This window comes from Subtercola boreus (genome assembly GCF_003399635.1).
Classification (GTDB): Bacteria; Actinomycetota; Actinomycetes; order Actinomycetales; family Microbacteriaceae; genus Subtercola; species Subtercola boreus_B.
Map to the genome: position 1 here is coordinate 23331 of NZ_NBXB01000042.1, position 19731 is coordinate 43061.

The 19731-nt window shown below is 68.1% G+C and carries 18 protein-coding genes; 5 read left to right on the forward strand and 13 right to left on the reverse strand.

The annotated features are described in order from the left end of the window. Nucleotides 1-39 precede the first annotated feature (39 nt). From B7R22_RS15970 to B7R22_RS16000, 7 genes are all read right to left on the reverse strand, one after another. The gene (locus tag B7R22_RS15970) at nucleotides 40-1320 is read right to left on the reverse strand and encodes an MFS transporter (RefSeq protein WP_147305421.1); all 1281 of its coding nucleotides are present in this window, start codon (nucleotides 1318-1320) and stop codon (nucleotides 40-42) included. Next, nucleotides 1317-2648 carry an NtaA/DmoA family FMN-dependent monooxygenase gene (locus B7R22_RS15975; protein WP_116412693.1) on the reverse strand — a complete coding sequence of 444 codons (1332 nt, stop codon included), beginning with the start codon at nucleotides 2646-2648 and terminating at the stop codon, nucleotides 1317-1319. Before B7R22_RS15975 ends, B7R22_RS15970 begins: the two co-directional genes overlap by 4 nt. Beyond that, nucleotides 2645-3343, reverse strand: a complete 699-nt coding sequence (locus tag B7R22_RS15980) for a cysteine hydrolase family protein (RefSeq protein ID WP_253259127.1) — start codon at nucleotides 3341-3343, stop codon at nucleotides 2645-2647. The genes B7R22_RS15975 and B7R22_RS15980 overlap by 4 nt, the downstream gene beginning before the upstream one ends. Further along, nucleotides 3340-4476: an LLM class flavin-dependent oxidoreductase gene (locus B7R22_RS15985; RefSeq protein ID WP_116412694.1), complete on the reverse strand. Its 1137-nt coding sequence runs from the start codon at nucleotides 4474-4476 to the stop codon at nucleotides 3340-3342. Before B7R22_RS15985 ends, B7R22_RS15980 begins: the two co-directional genes overlap by 4 nt. A 21-nt stretch (nucleotides 4477-4497) precedes the next feature. After that, nucleotides 4498-5604: an ABC transporter substrate-binding protein gene (locus B7R22_RS15990; protein WP_116412695.1), complete on the reverse strand. Its 1107-nt coding sequence runs from the start codon at nucleotides 5602-5604 to the stop codon at nucleotides 4498-4500. Nucleotides 5605-5696: 92 nt separating this feature from the next. Continuing rightward, nucleotides 5697-6608: an ABC transporter permease gene (locus B7R22_RS15995; RefSeq protein ID WP_253259128.1), complete on the reverse strand. Its 912-nt coding sequence runs from the start codon at nucleotides 6606-6608 to the stop codon at nucleotides 5697-5699. Between the two features lie 11 nt (nucleotides 6609-6619). Then, on the reverse strand, nucleotides 6620-7453 hold the full coding sequence (locus B7R22_RS16000) for an ABC transporter ATP-binding protein (RefSeq protein ID WP_253259129.1): 834 nt from the start codon (nucleotides 7451-7453) through the stop codon (nucleotides 6620-6622). Nucleotides 7454-7728: 275 nt separating this feature from the next. Here B7R22_RS16000 and B7R22_RS16005 point away from each other — a divergent pair, with 275 nt between their 5' ends. After that, nucleotides 7729-8649, forward strand: coding sequence for a DUF4190 domain-containing protein (locus B7R22_RS16005; RefSeq protein ID WP_147305422.1), 921 nt, complete (start codon nucleotides 7729-7731; stop codon nucleotides 8647-8649). Here the strand turns inward: B7R22_RS16005 and B7R22_RS16010 are convergent. Further along, nucleotides 8646-9104: a VOC family protein gene (locus B7R22_RS16010; protein ID WP_116412698.1), complete on the reverse strand. Its 459-nt coding sequence runs from the start codon at nucleotides 9102-9104 to the stop codon at nucleotides 8646-8648. The genes B7R22_RS16005 and B7R22_RS16010 overlap by 4 nt on opposite strands. A 115-nt stretch (nucleotides 9105-9219) precedes the next feature. Here B7R22_RS16010 and B7R22_RS16015 point away from each other — a divergent pair, with 115 nt between their 5' ends. Then, a complete protein-coding gene (locus tag B7R22_RS16015) occupies nucleotides 9220-10242 on the forward strand; it encodes a helix-turn-helix transcriptional regulator (RefSeq protein WP_116412699.1) in 1023 nt (340 codons plus the stop codon). An 86-nt stretch (nucleotides 10243-10328) separates the two neighbouring features. On the opposite strand, the gene B7R22_RS20130 is transcribed toward B7R22_RS16015, so the two are convergent. The 5 genes from B7R22_RS20130 to B7R22_RS16030 form a co-directional block, all read right to left on the reverse strand. Continuing rightward, the gene (locus B7R22_RS20130) at nucleotides 10329-10460 is read right to left on the reverse strand and encodes a hypothetical protein (RefSeq protein ID WP_301182625.1); all 132 of its coding nucleotides are present in this window, start codon (nucleotides 10458-10460) and stop codon (nucleotides 10329-10331) included. A 17-nt stretch (nucleotides 10461-10477) separates the two neighbouring features. Further along, entirely contained in the window at nucleotides 10478-11734 is a 1257-nt protein-coding gene (locus tag B7R22_RS16020) for an HNH endonuclease signature motif containing protein (RefSeq protein WP_172582479.1), read from the reverse strand. A gap of 155 nt (nucleotides 11735-11889) precedes the next feature. Continuing rightward, entirely contained in the window at nucleotides 11890-12063 is a 174-nt protein-coding gene (locus B7R22_RS19315) for a hypothetical protein (RefSeq protein WP_172582481.1), read from the reverse strand. 153 nt (nucleotides 12064-12216) lie between these two features. Beyond that, entirely contained in the window at nucleotides 12217-12789 is a 573-nt protein-coding gene (locus B7R22_RS16025) for a flavin reductase family protein (RefSeq protein WP_116412701.1), read from the reverse strand. 35 nt (nucleotides 12790-12824) lie between these two features. Beyond that, complete coding sequence (locus B7R22_RS16030) at nucleotides 12825-13367, reverse strand: NADPH-dependent FMN reductase (protein WP_116412702.1); 543 nt, start codon at nucleotides 13365-13367, stop codon at nucleotides 12825-12827. A gap of 533 nt (nucleotides 13368-13900) precedes the next feature. Between B7R22_RS16030 and B7R22_RS16035 the strand changes: the two genes are divergently transcribed. From B7R22_RS16035 to B7R22_RS16045, 3 genes are read left to right on the forward strand one after another with little or no spacing between them, the layout of a single operon-like run. Further along, nucleotides 13901-16039, forward strand: a complete 2139-nt coding sequence (locus B7R22_RS16035) for a hypothetical protein (protein WP_116412703.1) — start codon at nucleotides 13901-13903, stop codon at nucleotides 16037-16039. A gap of 11 nt (nucleotides 16040-16050) precedes the next feature. Continuing rightward, complete coding sequence (locus B7R22_RS16040; protein WP_116412704.1) at nucleotides 16051-17787, forward strand: hypothetical protein; 1737 nt, start codon at nucleotides 16051-16053, stop codon at nucleotides 17785-17787. Then, on the forward strand, nucleotides 17784-19727 hold the full coding sequence (locus tag B7R22_RS16045) for a glycosyltransferase (protein ID WP_116412705.1): 1944 nt from the start codon (nucleotides 17784-17786) through the stop codon (nucleotides 19725-19727). The genes B7R22_RS16040 and B7R22_RS16045 overlap by 4 nt, the downstream gene beginning before the upstream one ends. Nucleotides 19728-19731: the final 4 nt, after the last annotated feature.

Sequence of the window (19731 nt, forward strand, 5' to 3'; positions counted from 1 at the left end):
GGGGCGGGTCGCAGGAGAGCGGGTGGCGGGCGAGACGGTTCAGCGGGCGGGGAGGGCGGGGACAGCAGGGCGCGCCGAGCGCGCGAGGCCGAGGTACACCGCCAGCGCGACCACGCTCACCGCCGCGAGGAGCGCCACCGCCCAAGTCACCCCGAGAGCATCGAACACCGAGCCGAGCGCGAGGGGGCCCACTACCGCACCCGCATCGCCGACGGTGCGGAAGAGGCCGACCGCGCCGCCGACCCGCGAGCGCGGCGTGACGTCGGCGAGGATCACGCCGGGCACGAGACTTCCGACGCCTGAGAGCACGCCTGTTGCCACGATGAGCGCACCGAAGAACCAGGGCGACTGCGCCAGCGGGTAGAGGCAGATCGCGCCCGCCGCCAGCAGCGTGGGAACGATGAGCAATCCGAGGCGGGCGCCCGCGTTCAGACGCCGACCGACCCACGGCAGCAGGGCAAGCGACACCACAGTGGTCAGGCCGTAGGCGATCCCGAGCGTGAGCGGCGTGAGCCCGCCCTGGTCATATGCCAGAAGAGGAATGAATGATTGGTCGCCGCCGAACCGCACGAAGAAGATGCCGAAGGCGAGCACGCAGATGCCGACCAGCACGCGTCGGTGGGCCCGGGCATCCATGCTGCCCGCCGGTGTGGATGCCGCACCGACGTCCGAGGCACCTCCGCCGGTATCGGGGGACTCCGCCGCGGCGTCGCGCACGAACTCCGACGACCAGAAAGCCGGGCTCGGGCACACCAGCGCCCAGACGATCACTACGATCAGCGGGATCGCGGCCACCACGAACACGAGCGGGAGCGTACCGAACGTCAGCACGACGCCGCCGAGCACCGGGCCCACCGCGGCTCCCGCCAGTTGCACGGCCTGCACGGTCGAGAGGATGGAGCCTCGGTTCGCGGGCGTGGTGCGCTGGGTGAGCACCGCGAGCCCGACCGTGACGGCCGCGCCGCCCAGGATGCCCGCCAGGAACCGTGCCGCGATGAGCAGCACGACGTTGTCGATGAAACCGGTGATGAGGGTGAGTACAGCGAGGGCTCCGGTGGCGCTCAACAGCAGAGTCCGAGCGGGCACGCGCTTCAGGAGGAGCCCGGCGGGCACGTTCACGAGCAGGCGCCCGAGCCCGAACGACGAGACGATCAGCCCCAGGATGACCGCCGAGGCGCCGAACTGCTGGGCGTACTGCGGCAGCGCGGGCACCAGGGCGCCCCACGTCATCTGGGAGGTGCCGACCAGCGCGCAGACGAGCACGATCTGCTCCCACGGCACCCGCTGGGTCTCTGGCGGTTTCCGAGAGGTATCCGTCACGCGAGCAGATTCTCGCGGAGAGTCCCGCCGGGGTAGGCGGGCCCGACCGCACCGCGCCGGCGGAGTTCCGGCGCCAGCAGTTCCACCACGTCGGCGAGCGACGACGGGGTCGAGAGCGGGTTCGCGATCATGAAGCCCCCGCGGGATCCTGTCGCCTCGAAGTTCTCCTCGAGGGCGTCAGCAACCGACTCGGCCGTGCCGGCGTAGGTCTGGTCGTACCCGGTGGCGTAGCGCCAGCCTCGTTCGAAGAACTCGTCGCGCGACATCCGTGCGTCATCGCCCACTTCGTCGATGACGAGTTGCACGAATCCGGCCTGGGTGCCTTCGGCGAGGCGGATCTGCTCCGCGACATCCGACAGGGTGAACGATCGGGCCAGAGTTGAGAAGTCGAAGCCGCTGTTGTACGAGAGGTAGGCACCTACCGCCTCGTGGTTCCAGACGTCGAGCATGGCCTCCTTGCGGGCGGCGGCCTCATCGGCGGTGCGGCCGAGGATCACCTGCACCGCCCAGAGGATCCCCACGCCAGCGGGATCCCGGCCGGCAGCGGAGAGTGCGGCATCCAGAGCCGTACGGTGCCGCTGCTGCGAGGTGAGGTGCCCGCCGATACCGAAGATGATGTCGGCGAACTGGGCGGAGGCCGCGATTCCGCGGGGCGACGAACCGGCCTGCACAACGACGGGATGCCCTTGCGGGCTCGGCACCGAGTTGAGCGGCCCCTGCACCGCGAAGTGCGCGCCGCGGTGATCGATCGGGTGCACACCGGCGGGATCGCCGAAGACTCCGGTCGAACGATCCGCGACGATCGCCGAGGCGTCCACCGAATCCCAGAGGGCGGCGCAGACCGCCATGAACTCCTCCATGCGGTCATAGCGTTCGCCGTGCGGCGGCAGCATGTCGAAACCGTAGTTGCGGGCATCCGAGACCCTGGTCGACCCGACAACGTTGAAAGCGATGCGCCCGCAGGTCACGTGATCGAGCGAGTTGAGCAGCCGGGCCACGTAATAGGGATGCATGAACGTCGAGGAATATGTCAGCCCGAAACCGACGTGCGAGGTCACCTGGGCCATGGCGGCGATGTACGGGCTCATGTCCTGGCGCGGCCACTGGATGCCCCACTTCACGGCCGCGTCGAGAGAACCCTGCCAGGTGTCAGGAATGCTGGTTCCGTCGCCGAAGAAGAGCATGTCGATGCCGCCGCGCTCCGCGAGGACGGCGAGCTCCTGGAACATGCGCACATCGGGATATGTCCGCCCCTCCCACGAACCGGGGCTCGCCCATTTGCCCTCGGTGTGCGTGAAGGAGAGGTCGAACGCGAGGTGCATGGTCATGAGGCGAGCCTCCAGAGCGCGACCACGTCGGCCGAGGTCACGACGACCCCACTGTTGAGCGCCACATTCGCCAGGGAGTTCGCCTGGAGCTCGGCGTCGTAGGCCGCCGTCGCGTCGGCGGGTACGAGCACCGGCCAGCCGGCCTGGAACGCATCCCGGGCCGTCGCGTCGACGCAGCAGTCGATTGTGAGGCCCACGACGCTCACCCAGTCGATGCCGCGCTCGTGCAGTTCGTGCTCGAGCGTCGTGCCGAAGAACCCGCTGTAGCCGCGCTTCGTCACGACGAGCTCGCCCTCAGCGGGTGCCATTCCAAACCATTCCGCCCCGGGGGTGCCGAGCACGCACGGTTCGTCGGCACCCGGCCAGGGCTGGTCGGCCGGGATGTCGCGGAGCCAAAGCGACGACTTCCACGGTCGATCGGGGGTCTGTCCGAGCTGGATCCAGACGACGGGGGTTCCCAGCGCGCGGGCTTCTTCGACGAGCGCAGCCACGGAGACGACCGTCTGCGCGATCACGGGCAGGTAGTCAGCGTCGACCCAGGGCAGGTAGTCGGGGTCCGCGAAGGATCGCTGCACATCGACCACGAGGAGCGCCCCGGTCTGGCCCGGCGCGGTGAGCGCCGCGAACTGTCGCTCGCGAAGACCCGTGTTCGGCTCCTCGGCCCCGTGCAGGTCGCCGCCAGCCGTCTCGCTCACAGCGACATCCGCTCGTCGAACGAGGCGAGAAGCCCGGTGGTGTCATCCCCTGCGGTCGAGGCTGCCACGACCTGACCGGCGCCCGCCCGCTCCCCCCGGAGCTTCGGCATGACCTGCTCACCGAACGGCGGCAGGTCGTCGTGGTATTCGGGGAAGACGATCATCAGCCCGTCGATGTCCGACGTCTCCATCAGCTCGTCGATGCGCTCGTGCACGGTCTCGGGTGATCCCGTCACCACGGCCGTCTGGAACGCCTCGAACTCCGGCTTGTCAGCGCTCATCGACATCGCCTTGTCAAGCGGAAGGCCCCACGAGAGCTTCATGTTCACGATCGCCTCGGTGTCGACCCCGCGGCCGTACTCGCGGAAGCGGGCCTCGGCCCGGGCATCCGTCTCGTCCATCACGACCGTGAGCATCGAGTACGTCTTGATCTCGCGACCCTGGGCGGCCGCCAGCTCCTTCACCTCGAGGCTGTTCTCGCGGAGGCCGGGCATGTCGGCGGCGGTCAGGAACGACCCGTCGACCCGCTTCGACTGGAAGTCGAGCCCCCGCGGCGAGCGCCCGGCACTGATGAGCGTCGGATGCACGGCCGGGTGCGGCCGCGACTCGCAGTCGTCGAGCGTGAAGAACTCACCGTGGTGCGTCACAGAGTCCTCGGCCCAGAGCCGCTCGATCACCTCGACCCACTCCTCGGTGTAGCGGTAGCGCGTGTCGTGGTCGAAGTCGCTGCGCCACTGGCCCATCTGCTCGAACTCTTTGGCATAGGCCCCGACGACGATGTTCAGCCCCGAGCGCCCGTTGCTGATCTGGTCGAGCGTGGTGAACATCTTCGCCGCCACTGCGGGGTGGATGAGGTTGGTGTGCACGGTCGCCCAGATCTTCACCCGGGTCGTGGCCTCGGCGAGCGCGGCCATCAGCGTGATCGACTCGAGCGTCTGGCCCCAATGGTCGGTCGTGCCGCCGTAGCCGCGCCACTTCGCCATCGACATGATGAAGTCGAAGTCGTTCTGCTCGGCCAGCACGGCCGCCTTGCGGTTGTAGTCATAGGTGGCCTGGGGGTGGGGCGCCGTGGTCGACATCACCCACCCCCCGTTGCCGATCGGCAGGAAGATGCCGTATTCGCGCTGTTTCACGGGTGGGACTCCTTGGTTCAGTTACGGGGCCGGCCAGATGAGCTCGGTGCCGTTGTAGATGGCCGACACGATCGACGGGTCGGTGAAGGCCGAGACATCCGGAGCCGTCGTGAGCTGCTTGCTGTCGACGAGGAACGAGATCTCCTTGGCCATCAGGTCGGTGTTCAGCGATCCGAGCGGCGTGCCGGTCGGCTGCGACGAGGTCACGAGACCGGTCTCGGTCTTCCACACCTCCACGTTGTGGTCGACGTCGTAGCTCGCTCCGCCACCGGCGAGGGCGGCTGCATAGCCGACGCACTCCGCGGCGTTCGTCTCGCAGTAGGTGTAGGCGTGGAACGCCGCGCGCAGGAAGTCCTCGGTGGTCGCTTTGTTGGCGGTGACGAACGCCGGGTTGGCGACGACCGTTCCGAACGTGCCCGGGATGCCGTAGTCCTCCGGGTTCCAGAGCTTCACATCGTCCCCGGCGGCCTTCAGCGTGAGCGGCTCATTCGACTTGTACCCGGTGAGCGACTGCACCTGGCCACGCGGCAGGATGGTCGGGTCGTAGCCCACGACGACCTGGGTGATCTTCGAGACATCCACTCCGTTCGTGACGAGCATCGCGTTGAGCTCCGGCGGCAGCTGGCCCTTCTGGCCGAGCGTGGTGCCCTCGAGCTGCTTGAGGTCGGTGATGCCGGTGCCGGTCATCAGGGTCGTGATCGGAACCTGCCCGTAGGTCGCGATCGCCGTCACGTCCACTCCGTTCGAGCGGGCGAGCAGCAGGTCGGAGTCGCCACCGAGGTCGGTGACCGTCGCCGTGCCCGCAGCAACGAGCTGGGCGTTGCCGGCCGTGTCACCCGTGCCGGGCTGGATCTCCACGTCGAGGCAGAGCGCATCGAAGTAGCCGAGCTCCTTCGCCGCGAGGATGTCGAGGATCGACGCCGACGCCTGGTACTGGAAGCCCGTGATGTAGGTGATCTTGCCCGCGGCCTTGTTCGAGGCGCAGCGGTCGGCGGAGATCGCGCTGGCTGCAGACGCGGCGGGCGTCGAGGTGGAGGTGCCGGAGCTCGAGCATCCGGCGAGCGCGAGCGCTGCGGCGGCCGCAACGGCGGCGAGGGTGATGAGGCGGGAGGTACGTCGGGTGGGCATATCTGACTCCTGGTTCTGGAAAGGGCAGAGAAACGGGTGCTGTGGTGCGGGTGGAGAGGAGGGGGAAGAGAGAAAGAGGTGCGCGCGAACGCTCAGCCGCGCTTCAACAGCTGCGATTCATGCCAACGCAGAACGCGCTTCTCAAGCAGAGTCACGAGGAACAGCAGCACCGCACCCATGATCGCGAGGCACAGGATGGCCGCGTAGACCACTGCCAGCCGGGAATTGGATGACGCCACGCTGATCACCGTGCCGAGCCCCTTCGCCGCGCCCGGGGCGGAGAACTCCGCGACCACAGCGCCGACGATCGACAGGGGGAAGACGACCTTCAACGCCGCGAAGACGTACGGCAGGCTCGACGGGAGCCGGAGGCGCGTCAACACCTCCAGCCTCGAGGCCCGGAGTGTGGCGAACACCTGCAGGATCGGCGGCGACACCGAGTTGAGCCCTGTGATCACGTTCATCAGGATCGGGAAGAACGTGATGAGCGCCGTGACGATGAGCTTCGGTGCCGGCCCGAAACCGAACGCGACGACCAGTGCCGGGGCGATGGCCACCACCGGTGTCACGTTCAGCACGACGGCCAGCGGCATGATCGCCCGGCGGAGGATCCCCGACTCCGTCACGATCACCGCCACGATGAACGCCGCCACGAAGCCGATCACGAGCCCGATCAGGGCCTCCGACAGCGTGACCCAGGCGTTCTCGAGGTAGAACGCAGGCTGGGTGATGATGGCCTGGCCGATCATCCCGAGCCGCGGCAGCAGGTACGTGTTGTTGATCGCGACGACTTCCCACAGCACACCGGCCACGAGGAGCGCGACGACGACAGGCAGCCAGATCGTGGGGCGGAGGATCGACCGGCGGGTGGTCGAGCGGCGGGGCGTCGCACGCCGGTCGGATGTCGCGGCTGCCGCCGTTCCGGACGCCGTGGCCGCGGTGGCAATCGCGGTGTCGGTGGTATCGAGAGGCAGTGCAGCGTTCTTCGCGGAGTCATGTGTCACAGCGTGGTTCGTCATCGGGCCACCGGCCCTGCAGCCCAGGCGGTCTGGAGCTTGCCACGGATGAGATGCTCGTATTCGTGCATGGCCGCCGACTCGAGTAGCCCCTGCCGGCGAGGTCGTGGCAGATCGATGTCGACCACGGCTTCGATCCGCCCGGGCCGGGCCGACATCACCACCACTTTGTCGCTCAGCACGACCGCCTCGGAGATCGAGTGCGTCACGAAGACGACCGTCGTGCGCATCTGCTCCCAGAGCTCAAGCAGCTGCATCTGGATGGCTTCGCGGGTGAACTCGTCGAGGGCGGAGAACGGTTCGTCCATCAGAAGAACGTCGGCCTGGATCGCGAAGGCCCGGGCGATCGCAACCCGCTGCTGCATCCCGCCGGACAGCTGGTGGGGCAGGCGGTCGAGCGCATCGCCGAGCCCGATCTTGGCCAGCAGGGCACGCGGATCGGCGGCGTCACGGTGAACGTGTCCGGGGAGAGTGCGCCGCAGCGCATCCGCCCGCCGGTTGACCTTCGACGGCAGTGTGACGTTGCCGACGACGGAGAGCCAGGGCAGCAGGGCCGGAACCTGCGGAACGAAACCGATCATCTTCGCAGCGCATGCCTGGTCGGGGTCGGCTCCGAACACGGAGACGTCGCCAGAGTCCGCCGTCTCGAGCCCCGCGATGAGGCGCAGCAGCGTCGACTTGCCGCAGCCCGACGGGCCGATGATGCTGACGAACTGGCCCCGGTCGACGGTGAGGTCGACGTGCGAGAGCGCCGTGACCTCGGCCGAGGAACCTGAGCCGCCGTAGATTTTGAGCGCGTCACTGACCACGATCTGGTCGGGTGAAGCATTCACACGCGTTGTGTTCACTGTGGGCCTCCGGCATCGTGAAACAGCCTTGAGTCCATTAAAACGTGAATTCGGCGCATCTGGCCCTCCGGTGGTTTTCTCGTGGGTGCTGGCGCTCACGGACATCCTGTGCTGACGGATGTTCGAAGCGGACTCGAGACGACGGGAGAGCGGGCGGAAGCGCAGGTCGACGGCCCGCGGGATCGTTGACATTCACGACACTAGGCGGGTCGTGTTTCGCGGAAGCCACCCATCGTGTTTCGGGCGTGTATCTTTTGGCCATGAGCACCCTGCCACAGCCGTCGCAACCGAATCGCCCCCACACTCCGCACGAGCCGGGGCAGCCGGATGCCCGTGTCAACGCCCTCGCGATCCTCTCGCTCGTGAGCGCATTCTTCCTCTCGCTGATGGCGGTGATCACCGGGCACATCGCCCTGTCGCAGATCCGTCGCACGAGCGAGAGCGGGCGGGAGTTCGCCCTGGCCGGCCTCATCATCGGCTACATCGGCCTGCTCACCGGTTTCGTCGTGACCGTTCTGACGATCGTGGCGATCGTCATCGCCGCGGCATCCGGAGCCTTCATCACCCGCCACAACGTGTTCACCAGCCCGGCTCCGGATGCCCGGGGGCCCGGCAGCACGGCCGTTCCGGCGCCAACCGCTACCCCCTACGCTCCAGCAGTTCCCGGCGCACCCGACGCTTCCAGCGACATCACCTTCGCCGCCGGGAGCACCCTCCGCGCCGGGATCGTGCCGCACATCAGCGACGGACTCCTCGGAGACAAACTGTGGAAACTCACCACACCCAAGACAGACGGAACGTGGGTCTACTCCTCCAAAGACGAGCGCTGCACGACGACATTCCACGAAGGTGCCCTCGCCGCCGATCTCGACATCACGGCGGGCGACGACCTCGCCACCACCGACAGCTACCTCGCCGCCCTCACGTCGAGTTCGGCATCGGATGTCGCGGACTACGCCGACGACGACTACATCGCTCTGGGCCAGCCCGACGACAGCACCATCGTCGACACCCGCCGCCTCGCCGGGAACGACAGCAGCGGGCGCCCCCACGTCGCCGTCGCCCGAGCCTTTGCCACCCTCAACCAGGGTGTCTCCATCAACATCGCCTGCGACACCAAATCGCAGGCCATCGACGCCTACGACCACGTACTCACCGAGACGGCACTGCTCGTCAACTAAGCCACGTCGAGGATCCACGTCACGCCGAAGCGATCGGTGAGCATCCCGAAGCCGGGGCTCCAGGCCGACGCCGCGAGCGACTCGACGATCGCGCCGTCGACCGAGAGCGCGGCCCAGTAGCCCTGGATATCGTCGAGGGTCTCGCCGCGCACCGAAACGAAGAACGTCTGGTCGGTGAGGGTCACACCGTTTTCGCGGTGGGTCGATCCGGCCGCGCCTGCAGTGGTCGAAGAAGCACCGGCCTCCCCCGGCACGTCGTACGCCATCACCCGGAAGCCGCCCTCGCTCTCGACCTGGCCGAAGACGACAGTCGAAGCGCCCGAGGCCTCTGTGGGCATCCCGAAGTCTCCATACGTCGCGACGACGAGCTGGCCGCCGAAGACGGACTGATAGAACTCGAGTGCCGCCCGCGCTTCGCCGTGGAAGTTCAGGTGGGTCGTCGTCTGGATGCTCATGGTTTCCCCTTGCTCGAGAGTCTTTATTCGAAGGTGCCGGGTGTCTCCCCGACAACATCGACTCTTCCAGCCGTATAGGACAGTTTCGGTCCTCTACTCGAATTAGTCTGGAATCATGGCGACGACGACCACGAGACTGCTGAACCTGCTCTCCCTGCTCCAGGCGAGGCGTGACTGGCCGGGTGCCCTGCTGGCCGAGCGGCTGGCGATCAGCCACCGCACGGTGCGCCGTGACGTGGACCGGCTCCGGGAGATGGGCTACAGCATCCGGGCCACGATGGGACCGGATGGCGGCTACCGCCTCGACGCCGGCGCCGAGCTTCCACCGCTGCTGTTCGACGACGACCAGGTCATCGCCCTCACCGTCGCCCTGCAGTCGGCAACCGTCACCGGCGCCGGAATCGAGGAGGCGGCACTTCGGGCCCTCACCACCGTGCGGCAGGTCATGCCCTCACGCCTCCGTCACCGACTGGATGCGCTCCGGTTCGAGGTGGTTCCCTTCCGCCTCGGCGGCACAGCGCCCGACGCGGTCTCACCGGAGCTGCTCATCGCCCTGTCGGCGGCGACGCGCGCACGCGAAGTGCTGCGGTTCGACTATCTGAGGGGCCGGGAACTCAACAGCCGGGAGGACCCCGCCGCGCCGAGGCCACCCCGCCGTGTGGAGCCGCACCACCTCGTGACCTCCCACGGCCGGTGGTATCTCGTGGCATGGGACCTCGACCGCGACGGCTGGCGCCTCTTCCGCGCCGACCGCATCACCCTCCGCACCCCGAACGGCCCCCGATTCGAACCCCGGGCGATCCCCGGCGGCGACGTGGGCGAATATGTCGCCACGCGCTTCAAGGGATCCGAGAGCACCAATGCATGGCCCTGCCGGGGGAAGGTCATCCTCGCCCTGCCCGCGGACGCAGTGCTGCCCTACGCCGAGGAGGGCCTCGTCGAGGAACTCGGCCCCGAACGCTGCACCCTGGAGTCCGGCGCCTGGTCATGGATCGCCCTCGCCGCCTCCCTCACCCGCTTCGATACCGACATCGAGATCATCGCACCGCCCGAACTCGCCGATGCGTTCGCCGTGCTTGCGGCGCGTGCCGCCGCCACCGCCACCGCCGGAACAGTGCCGCCCTCACCAACCCACTGACGCGCCCGCACCCTCCGCCTGCGGCTCTCCGGTCTCGCACTCCGCCCACGCCCTCAGCCCTCGCTCTACGCCTACGGCTCCGGGGATCAGAACGGGGCGGCTTCGACGAACTGGGGGCTCGGCCCTCCGCCCGGGGTTCGGGGCGCCGTCGATGCCCGGCGCGCCATCAGCGTCGGCATCGCCATCAGCGTCGGCTGCGCCGTTGGGGTCAGCCTCATTGTCGGGGTCGGCCTCGCTATCGGGTCGGCCTCGCTATCGGGGTGGGGTCGACGGTGTAGGCGAAGCCGGCCGGGGAGGTCCAGACGAGGGAACCGGCGGATCTACCAGAACCGGGATGTTGCTCGACCTTCCACTCGGTGTGGTGCTTGACCTTATGATGGCTGGCGCAGAGCGGACTCACATTGCCGAGGCTGGTCTCGCCACCCTCTGCGAAGGCGACCGTGTGGTCGAGGTCGGCCGTCGTGGCGGAGGTGCAACTCAGAGGGAAAGTGCACTCCGAGTGTACGGTTCGGATGAGCTCATCGAGCGCGGCAGGCACCTTGTAACTAGTGCGACCGTAACTGAGGGCGATACCCGTCGCCGGGTCGGTGAGTACGCGTTGGAACGCCGGAGCACTCCGGGTGAGTTTCAGGGCGGTGAGCCGGTCGATCGGGCCGTAGCCCTCGAGCTCCGCCGAACCCGCGTGTTCGTGACCGAGGAGGATCAGGGCCGGGACGGTGACGCGAACGTGGGCACGCAGGCCTCGCGGAGCCCCGGGAATCGATGACTCCCCGTTCAGCACGAGGTCGGCGAGAGCGTCGACCCTGAGCTGGGCGAGGGTTCGCGGGTCGCCGGAGGCTTTCAGGACGCGACCGAGACCCGTCGCCCGATTGTGGATCGCGGCAGCCTCGACGGCAGGCAGGAACAGGCTGAGCCAGGCCATGCCGTCGGCTGCAGGGTCGAAGACGAGGCGACGACCCTGTGCGGCCTCGGCGTGACGCTCGATGGAGGTCGTCGACTGGGCGTCTTCGACTGCGGCCCGTGCTTCACGCTCGAGCCGCTGGACACTCATCCGCTCGGCGATCGGAACGATGCGGGCTTCATAGTCGGGGACGGAATCCGGCGGCAGGAGGGCTCCGTGCTGCACGATCTTCTCGGCGTGACGGGAGGAGATGGTGCCACGCTCGAGTGCTGCGCGCGTCGCGGGGTACGCCCCGGCCAGACCCTTGGCCGTGTCGAGCCTGCGCCGGGCATCCGCCTCGTTGAGGTGCGCACCGACGGCCAGCTCAGTGACCACGGTGCGCTGAACGACGACCTGCTCCGACCACCTCGGGCCACCCGAGGACTGGTCGGAGAAGTGCAGCGCGAGCCCTGCCACGCGAAGCCGCTCGACCAGCACGAAGTGACCCGCGGCAGCACGAGCAGCCTCCCGCTCCCCCGCCATGACGGCTTGGGCGGCGGCAGCGAATTCTGCTCGCAGCTGATGCTGCCGCAGTTGCCGTTCATCATTCATGAGCACTCCTCGATTCATGCCCTCAGTCAATCAGGCGAGGAGATGTCCATGGGCCGATTCGCGCAATCTGTGGAATACCCGCGATTCGGCCCGGCTGTGGACGAGAGGAGCACGACCAATCCGACGAATCAACCGCCGGGCCGCAGCCCCGCGCGTCAGACCGCAGGGAGCGTCAGGACGCCGTCGAGCCGGGTCGGCACCGCGAGCGGGCCGTCGCGAAGCTCCGCGGGGAGGAGCTGCTGCGAAGCGTTCTGCCACGCCACCGGCCGGAGCCACCGGCGGAGAGCGGTGACCCTGACGGAGGTGTGCTGCGAGTTCGTGGCCGCCACCGGCCGCCGGACTGCTGGGCCCAGGAGACGCGCACACCGGTGGGGTAGCCGTTGAACACGATTCGCCCGGCATGGGATTCGAGGAGAGGCAGCAGGGCCGCGATCTCGTCGCCGCCGTCGCCGCCGCCCTCGCCAGCGCCGTACGGCAGGCGGTCACACGCCGGTTGACCGCCTGCCGTCCGGGCTCAGCTGGGCGGCGGCCTCGACCTCGCGGAGGTGTCGGTACTGGCCCTTGAAGTAGAGCAGGGGCTGGCGGGTGTGCCAGTCGGCGGAGCTCATCTCGTTGACCTTGCCGATGACGATGTAGTGGTCGCCGGCTTCATATTCGGCCCAGATGTCGCAGTCGAGCCACATCAGGGTGTCCGCGATGACCGGGTTGCGGTTCGCGGTCGCCGACCAGTCGATGCCGGCCCACTTGTCGGTGCCCTTCCGGGCGAACTGGTTCGAGATCTCGTGCTGCTCCTGGGAGAGCACGTTGACGCTGAACGTGCCGGTCTCCCGGATGCGCGGGTAGGTGGTCGAGTTCAGCATCACGCTGAATGACACCAGGGGCGGTTCGGTCGACACCGAGTAGAACGACTGGCAGGTGAACCCGACCGGTTCGTCGCCGTCGAGTCCGCCAATGATCGTGATGCCCGATGCGTAGTGCCCGAGCGTGTTGCGGAACGCGCGCGGATCGATCGCGTCGACCGCGTCTCCCGTGACGGTCTTCAGTCCTGATTCCATGGTGCTGTCTCCCTAGGGTGATGTGAGCCAACAGGTCAGACGAGTGAGTGGATGCCGCCGCGCACGTGCGCTGCGACGTTCGCGAGGCGCCGCAGGTTCGCGGCGTACTCCTCGGCGGCCGTGGTGACGATCTCGTCGAGATGGTCCATCTGGCCGGCCACGAAGTAGAAGCCCCGACCCGGAACGCTTGCGCCGAGCTCGACGAGCAGCGGCGCGAGATTCACGGTCGGCCCCATCGAGTGCGACAGGTCGGCCCCGGTGAGAACCGGGATCGCTGTCACCCCTGCGAGACCGTTCGCCGGGTAGCGGTCGAGGAACGCCTTGAGCAGCCCGGTGTACGTCGCCTTGTACGTCGGCGAGGCGAACACCGCGATGTCACTGGCGGCGACACCGGCGTTCAGCGCGGCCATCTTCTCGCTCGGCCACGCGAAGATCTCCTGGGCGTGGTCGGCCAGGTCGATCACCTCGACGTCGTACGAACCCTTCTCGAGAAGCTTCTCGACGAGGGTCTCGGCGACCTTCAGGGTGCGCGACTTCGGCCTCGGGTTACCGACGACGATGGAAACTCTGAGCGGCATGATCTCTCATTTGTCTGGTGCTGGCAGGAAATGAGACGGTCGGAGAACCCGAGCACAGCCGTGGAGTGATCCCGGGAGCCGTGCGCGTGCACACCGACGTGTCCCACACACCACCGAGATCTTGTGGCCCGGTGGAACTGCAACGGCTTACGCTGCAATCCCATTATCACTCTCGTTTATTTCAGGCGTATTGCGCCGTCAGAGTCGGGTTCGACAATCGTCACCCGGCGATGTCCCGCCTGGATGCTCTCGCCATGGCCGGCGCAGATCGGCACCGCTCTGCGCTCATCAGACGCTGACGACGCCCGCCCCACACCACGAGAGAAGACGGGCAAAGATGACGGATCTCCCAGATCCAGAGCAGTTCCCACTGGCCCCAGAAGGAGGCACGCCGCCTTTTCGTTATGCCTTAGGATTCGTTTTGGGGGATCAATTGGATTAGACCTCATGCGAGTTCGGCACAATCCCCTCATCTGTGCAATCTCCACCGTCAACCCGGCGCATCGTCTGTGCCCGTCTTCCAAGGTTGGTCCATGAGCGCCTGGTCCCGTCGAACCGTCTGTGCCGCCGTCGCACTGCTGGCCACCCCCGCACTCCTCCTGGGCGCACCCCTTGCGGCGACAGCGGCGAGCGCAACCGATGCGTCACGGGCACTGGCGGCCGGGCAGGTGGTCGACGCCCCCGGCACGATCTCGTTCGCGGGAGTCGACTCCATCCCCGACGACTCGGTTCCCGTCTTCGTCACCGTGGATGTGCCCGACGGGCTCTCCCCGACTGCCGCGACGGCGACCCTCACCCCCGTGGAATCCGACCCGACCGGCACGTCCGGCACGGTGCGGGTGACGGTGAAAGGGGAGCTCCGCCAGAGCGTCGACGCAGCGCAGGCGGCAGCCCTCGACATCCCGCTCTCGGCCTCCGATGTCGTCGACGGCCGCCTCGCCATCGGCCTCACCTACATTCCGGCCGGCGCGCTCTCCGATGCTGCGGCCGTCGCCGCCTGCACTCCCCCGGCGACCGCGAGCGTGAGCCTCAGTGCGGGAACCGTCGCGGTGACGGGTGACGCCACCGCGCCCACAACGGTGGCCGACTTCTTCTCCCCGGCCCTGAACGCGATCTCAGTGACCCTTCCGGACGACCCGTCGGGCGCTGTCCGCGCAGCGGGACTCGCCGCGATCGGTTCGCTCGCGAAGACCTTCCCCTCGCCGGTGGCCCTCAGCCTCACCACCGCCTCCGACGCCACCTCCGCCGTGAGCGTGGAGCCCACGCGCGGGCGGATCGTCACCTTCGCCAGCACGGGCGACACCTCGGCAGACTCTTCGCAGCCCGTCGAGACGGCCCTCTCCACCTCGGCCGCCGGGGTGCCCCAGCTCACAATCACCGGCCCGGAGAGCGAGCTCGCCGCCGCCGGTGCCGCCCTCGGCAGCGCCTACCTCCCGCTCGCCTTCGCGGGTACGACCTCCGGGCTGTCCCAATCAGGTTCCAGCACGGCGGGTTCCCTCGTGGCCGGTCTCGAGCACACCTTCACCGATCTCGGTGCTGGCAACCAGATCGCCCTCTCGGTTCCGGCAGAGACGGCGTCTGTGGTCAACGTGAGCCAGTCCGCCTTCGGTGGCCCGATCGGCGATGCCACCGTTCACGTCGTCGGCACACACTCCGCCATCCCCGATTCCGTCGTCGCGACCATGAACGTGTACTGGAACGACTTCCTCATCGGGTCGGCAGTGCTCGGGAACACTCCCGCCTTCGATGTGAGCCTCCCGGTCGCGTCGACCCGGCTCACCGCCGCCAACGCCCTGAAGGTGACACTGAGCGCCCAACGGGCGAGCGGCGAGTGCCTTCCGCCCGAGACGTCGATTCCGATCGAACTCTTCGTCGACAACCGGGCGTCGACCGTTTCGGGAACGCGCGGCCAGTCCCTCGATGCCGGCTTCCAGCGCTTCCCGCAGGCCCTCGGCCAGACCCTCCCTGTGGCCTTCGGCACGGGTCTGGATGCCGCATCCGCATTGTCTGCGGCGGGCGACATCGTCGCATCACTCCAGCGGAACTCCACCGTGCAGCTCGGGGTCAGCGTCATGTCGGTGGGCGACTTCGCCTCCTCCACCTTGTCGGGCCTGGTCGTCGGAGCCACCTCCGAGGACTCGAACACGCTGAAGGCACCGCTCCGGCTCGACTCCTTCAAGGCCATCGACTCGAAGACTCTCACCTTCGGCGTGGGCACCAGCACTCCCTACGCCGCACTCGAGGGTTTCGAGACGAATGGTCGCAACATCCTGATGCTCGGCGGCTGGGCCCCCGACGGCTCGGCCTCCGACGCCACCGCTTCCCTGCAGCGCCGGGCGGCCGATCACGCGCTCACCGGCACGGGTGCGTGGTTCGGCCTCTCCGGCGACGTGATCGTGGCCGGCCCCGGTGCCGACGAACCCGTCGCCCTGTCGAGCAACGCGATCGTGCCCCAGACTGCCGTGACCTCCGACTACAACTCCTACGCCCTCTGGGGCGGCATCGTTCTGGCGATCCTGATCCTCGCAGGGGTGATCGGCGAGATCGGCAGGCGCCGCCGCCGCCGGAAGCTCGCGAAGTACGTGGACGCACAGCTCGCCGCCGACTCCGACCGGGTCTCCGCCCAGCAGGGCGAGGCGGACCCGTCCGGCCGCACGAAGCCGCTGGACTGAGCGGGGCCGGCGTGAGCACCCTGAAGGCGGCACCGGCTCCGGCGGTGCCTCGCGCGAAACGTCCGGCACCGTCGGAAGCAGCAGCGCCCCCTTCCCCCCTCGCGTCGTCGCGTTTCACCCTGTGGTGCCTCGAACGGTGGGCGTCGCTCGGAGCCCCCGCCGTCGGTCGTCGCGTGCCGGGCACGATGGTGGTCGCGGTGGCGGCTCTCGCCGTGGGGATCGTGGCGGTGATCGTGACCACGTCGAGCGGCCTGAACATCGCCTACGCCGACTCGCAGAGCCACCTCACCATCTCGCGTCGCCTCTTCGACAGCAAGGCGCCGGGATTCACCCAGCTCGGAACCGTCTGGCTGCCGGTGCCGAGCCTCATCCTCGTTCCCTTCGTGCAGAACCTCTGGCTCTGGCACACCGGGCTGGCCGCGGGCCTCCTCGGGCTCGTCTGCCTGATGGGCACGGCCTGCGGCGTCTACCGGGTGGCGGCACGGATCGGGTTGGGCCGCCCGGCACGCATCGCGGGAGTGCTGCTCATCATCGCCAACCCGAGCATCCTGTACGTCTTCACCACCGCCCTCACCGAACCGGTGCTGATCCTCTGCATGATGGGCTGTTTCGCCGGCCTTGCACACTGGGTCACCTCCCGGCGGAACCTCAGCGCCGGCGAGATGATGGTCTTCACGGGGCTCCCGGCCGCGGGCGCGACGCTCTCCCGCTACGAGGGCTGGGTGCTCGTCGTCGGCGGAACCGTCGTCGTGCTGATCGCGAGCTGGCGCCGCAAGAAGGAGTGGCGCTACGCCGTCAAGATGTCGCTGTCGTTCGCCGTGCTGCCCGCGGTGGCGATCGGCTGGTGGCTGGCCTACAACTACGCCGTCTACGGCAATCCGCTGGAGTTCCTGAACGGGCAGTACTCCGCGTCGAACCTGCAGAAGGCGACGGCTGACGCCGGTCTGCTGGCCTACACCCACAATGCCGGGCTCACGCTCTGGACCTACAACTGGTCGGTTCTGGAGACCGCCGGAGCCCTCACCGTCGTGCTCGGCATCGGCGGCGCGATCATGCTCGCCTGGCGCTTCGGCCTGTCGAACACCGCATTGCTGGTCTGGGTGATGGGCGTCGCCTACGGCTTCTCGCTGCTCAGCCTCTATCTCGGCCAGACCCACATGAACAACGACCACTCTCTCCCCGAGAACTGGTGGAATTCGAGGTACGCGCTGGCGGTCATCCCGTGGCTGGCGGTGCTCGCGGCGGTGCTGGTCGACAGCCTGTCCCGTGTGCCCACGATCGCACCGGGCCTCCTCGCCCTCGTCGGCCTCGCGCTTGTGCTGCAGACGGCCTGGTGGGCGACAGACCCCGCCCGGTCATCCGTCATCGCCGAAGCCGACGGCTACATCCAGCTGAAGGCGGCCAGCGGCGCGACGGATGCCGCAGCCTTCCTCCGCGACCACTACGACGGCGGGCAGGTGCTGATGGATGAATCGGCCGCGGGCAGCGCGCTCCTGCCCGAGATCGGCATTCCGCTCGTGGACTACTACAACCGCTCGACCGGCAAACTCTTCACGGCGGCGATCGCGGATCCGGTGGGCCACGCGAAGTGGGTCTTCGTCTCGACGGCCGACGCGCCAGAGCTCAGCCAGACGGGGGTCGCCGACCTGGTCTACGACGCGGTGAAGAAGCAGCCCTCGTTCGAAACCTCCTACCGGGTCGTCTTCGAAGAGGGCGACTACCGAATCTACGAGCGGATCTCCTCATGACCGACCTCGACCGCACCTCGCTCAGGGTGGGTGAGATCCTGGTGAACGCCGGTCTCGTCACCGAGGCTGAGGTTCAGGATGCCCTCCTGCGGCAGGCCCACGAGGGGGGCCTCCTCGGGCGCCAGCTGATCCTGTCGGGTGTGATCACGCGCCGAGAGATGTATGAGGCCCTCGCCGAGCAGTGGGAGGCTCCCCTCGTCGATCTCGTGGCGGATCCCCCCGAGGCCGGACTCTTCTCCATCGATGAGCCGGAGCAGTACATCGAGGCCGGCTGGGTGCCCTGGAAACGCGAAGGCAACGGTGCCGTCATCGCCACGACGGTCCCTCCGACAGACGACGTCATCCACTCCGCCCGCCGGATGCTCGGGGTCAGGAGCATCCGGGTGCGCACCACCACGGACTGGGACCTCAACCAGGCAGTCGAGGCGGCCTGCCGTACCCGCCTGCTCTTCGGCGCCTCGGATGCCCTCGCCACCGAGAGCTCGGACGAATCGGCCAAGACGGGCCTCCGTCGCTGGCAGATCGTCGCGCCCGGCGTGCTCGTGGCGCTCATCGTCGCCGGTTGCCTCGTGAACCTCACCGCGACGCTGGTGCTCGTTCTCACGGCGGCCAACCTCATCTTCCTGATGAACATCGCGTTCAAGGCCGTCGCGGGCTTCCGTGCGCCCTTCAACGTGCGTGACAAGGAACGGTGGGCGACCGAAGTCTCGCTCGAACGGGTGAGCCGGGGGCTCGAACCTCTGCCGTCGAGGGTCCCCGACAACGAACTGCCGATCTACACGATCCTCGTCCCCGCCTACAAAGAGGCGAACATCATCAGCAAGCTGCTGGTGAACATCGGTGCCATCGACTACCCGAAGGCGAAGCTCGAGGTCATGGTGCTGCTCGAGGCCGATGACGACGAGACGATCGCCGCCGTGCGCACGATGCGGCCACCCGAGTACGTGCGCATGGTCATCGTGCCTCCGGGCGGCCCGCAGACCAAGCCCCGCGCCTGCAACTACGGGCTGTCGTTCGCCCGCGGCGAGTTCGTGGTCATCTACGACGCCGAGGACCGCCCGAACCCGTCCCAGCTGCGGGACACCGTGGCAGCGTTCCGGCAGGACGAGTTCGAGCGGCGCTACGTGGATCCCTCGCAGAAGAAGCTCGTCTGCCTGCAGGGCGCCCTGGTCTACTTCAACGCCGACTACAACGTGCTCACCCGGCTCTTCGCCGTGGAGTACGCGCACTGGTTCGACTCGATGCTGCCGGGGCTCGACCAGTCGCACCTCCCCATTCCGCTCGGCGGCACTTCCAACCACTTCGACACCGCCGTGCTCCGCCAGCTCGGAGCCTGGGATCCCTACAACGTGACCGAGGACGCCGACCTCGGGCTCCGCGTCGCCGCCCACGGCTACCGCGTCGGCGTGATCGAGGCCTCCACCGGCGAAGAGGCCTGCGCAGAGGTGGGCGCCTGGATCAGGCAGCGCACGCGCTGGATCAAGGGCTACATCATGACCGCCGCCGTCAACACCCGGCACCCGGTGCGCTGGTTCAGGGTGAACGGCCCCCTCGGCGCGCTGTCGCTGGTGGCCCTCATCCTCGGAACGCCCCTGGCCTTCCTGCTCTATCCTCTGGTTCTCGGTTTCACCGTGTTCACCTACCTCGGGGTGCAGTTCATCGGGCTCAACCTGCCGGAGTGGCTGATCGTCGCCGGCACCACGAACATGCTCTTCTCGAACGGGCTGATGATCATCGTCTCGGGCCTCGCGGCCTGGAAGCGCTACAACTGGCGCGTCGCGATGTTCGCGCTGCTGAACCCGGCGTACTGGATCCTGCACTCCATCGCCGCCTGGCGGGCGGCCTGGCAGATCGTGTTCAGCCCGCACCACTGGGAGAAGACGCCGCACGGCCTCACCGAGGAGTACGAGGATTCGGCCTTCGAGGGAAACGGCGCCTGAGCCG

Excerpts from the sequence above, each read along its gene's own strand:
- B7R22_RS15975 (WP_116412693.1), bottom strand. The coding sequence starts at position 2,648 with ATGACCATGCACCTCGCGTTCGACCTCTCCTTCACGCACACCGAGGGC.
- B7R22_RS16015 (WP_116412699.1), top strand. The coding sequence starts at position 9,220 with ATGGCGACGACGACCACGAGACTGCTGAACCTGCTCTCCCTGCTCCAG.
- B7R22_RS16025 (WP_116412701.1), bottom strand. The coding sequence starts at position 12,789 with ATGGAATCAGGACTGAAGACCGTCACGGGAGACGCGGTCGACGCGATC.
- B7R22_RS16035 (WP_116412703.1), top strand. The coding sequence starts at position 13,901 with ATGAGCGCCTGGTCCCGTCGAACCGTCTGTGCCGCCGTCGCACTGCTG.
- B7R22_RS16005 (WP_147305422.1), top strand. The coding sequence starts at position 7,729 with ATGAGCACCCTGCCACAGCCGTCGCAACCGAATCGCCCCCACACTCCG.
- B7R22_RS16045 (WP_116412705.1), top strand. The coding sequence starts at position 17,784 with ATGACCGACCTCGACCGCACCTCGCTCAGGGTGGGTGAGATCCTGGTG.
- B7R22_RS16010 (WP_116412698.1), bottom strand. The coding sequence starts at position 9,104 with ATGAGCATCCAGACGACGACCCACCTGAACTTCCACGGCGAAGCGCGG.
- B7R22_RS16030 (WP_116412702.1), bottom strand. The coding sequence starts at position 13,367 with ATGCCGCTCAGAGTTTCCATCGTCGTCGGTAACCCGAGGCCGAAGTCG.
- B7R22_RS16020 (WP_172582479.1), bottom strand. The coding sequence starts at position 11,734 with ATGAATGATGAACGGCAACTGCGGCAGCATCAGCTGCGAGCAGAATTC.
- B7R22_RS20130 (WP_301182625.1), bottom strand. The coding sequence starts at position 10,460 with ATGAGGCTGACCCCAACGGCGCAGCCGACGCTGATGGCGATGCCGACG.
- B7R22_RS15990 (WP_116412695.1), bottom strand. The coding sequence starts at position 5,604 with ATGCCCACCCGACGTACCTCCCGCCTCATCACCCTCGCCGCCGTTGCG.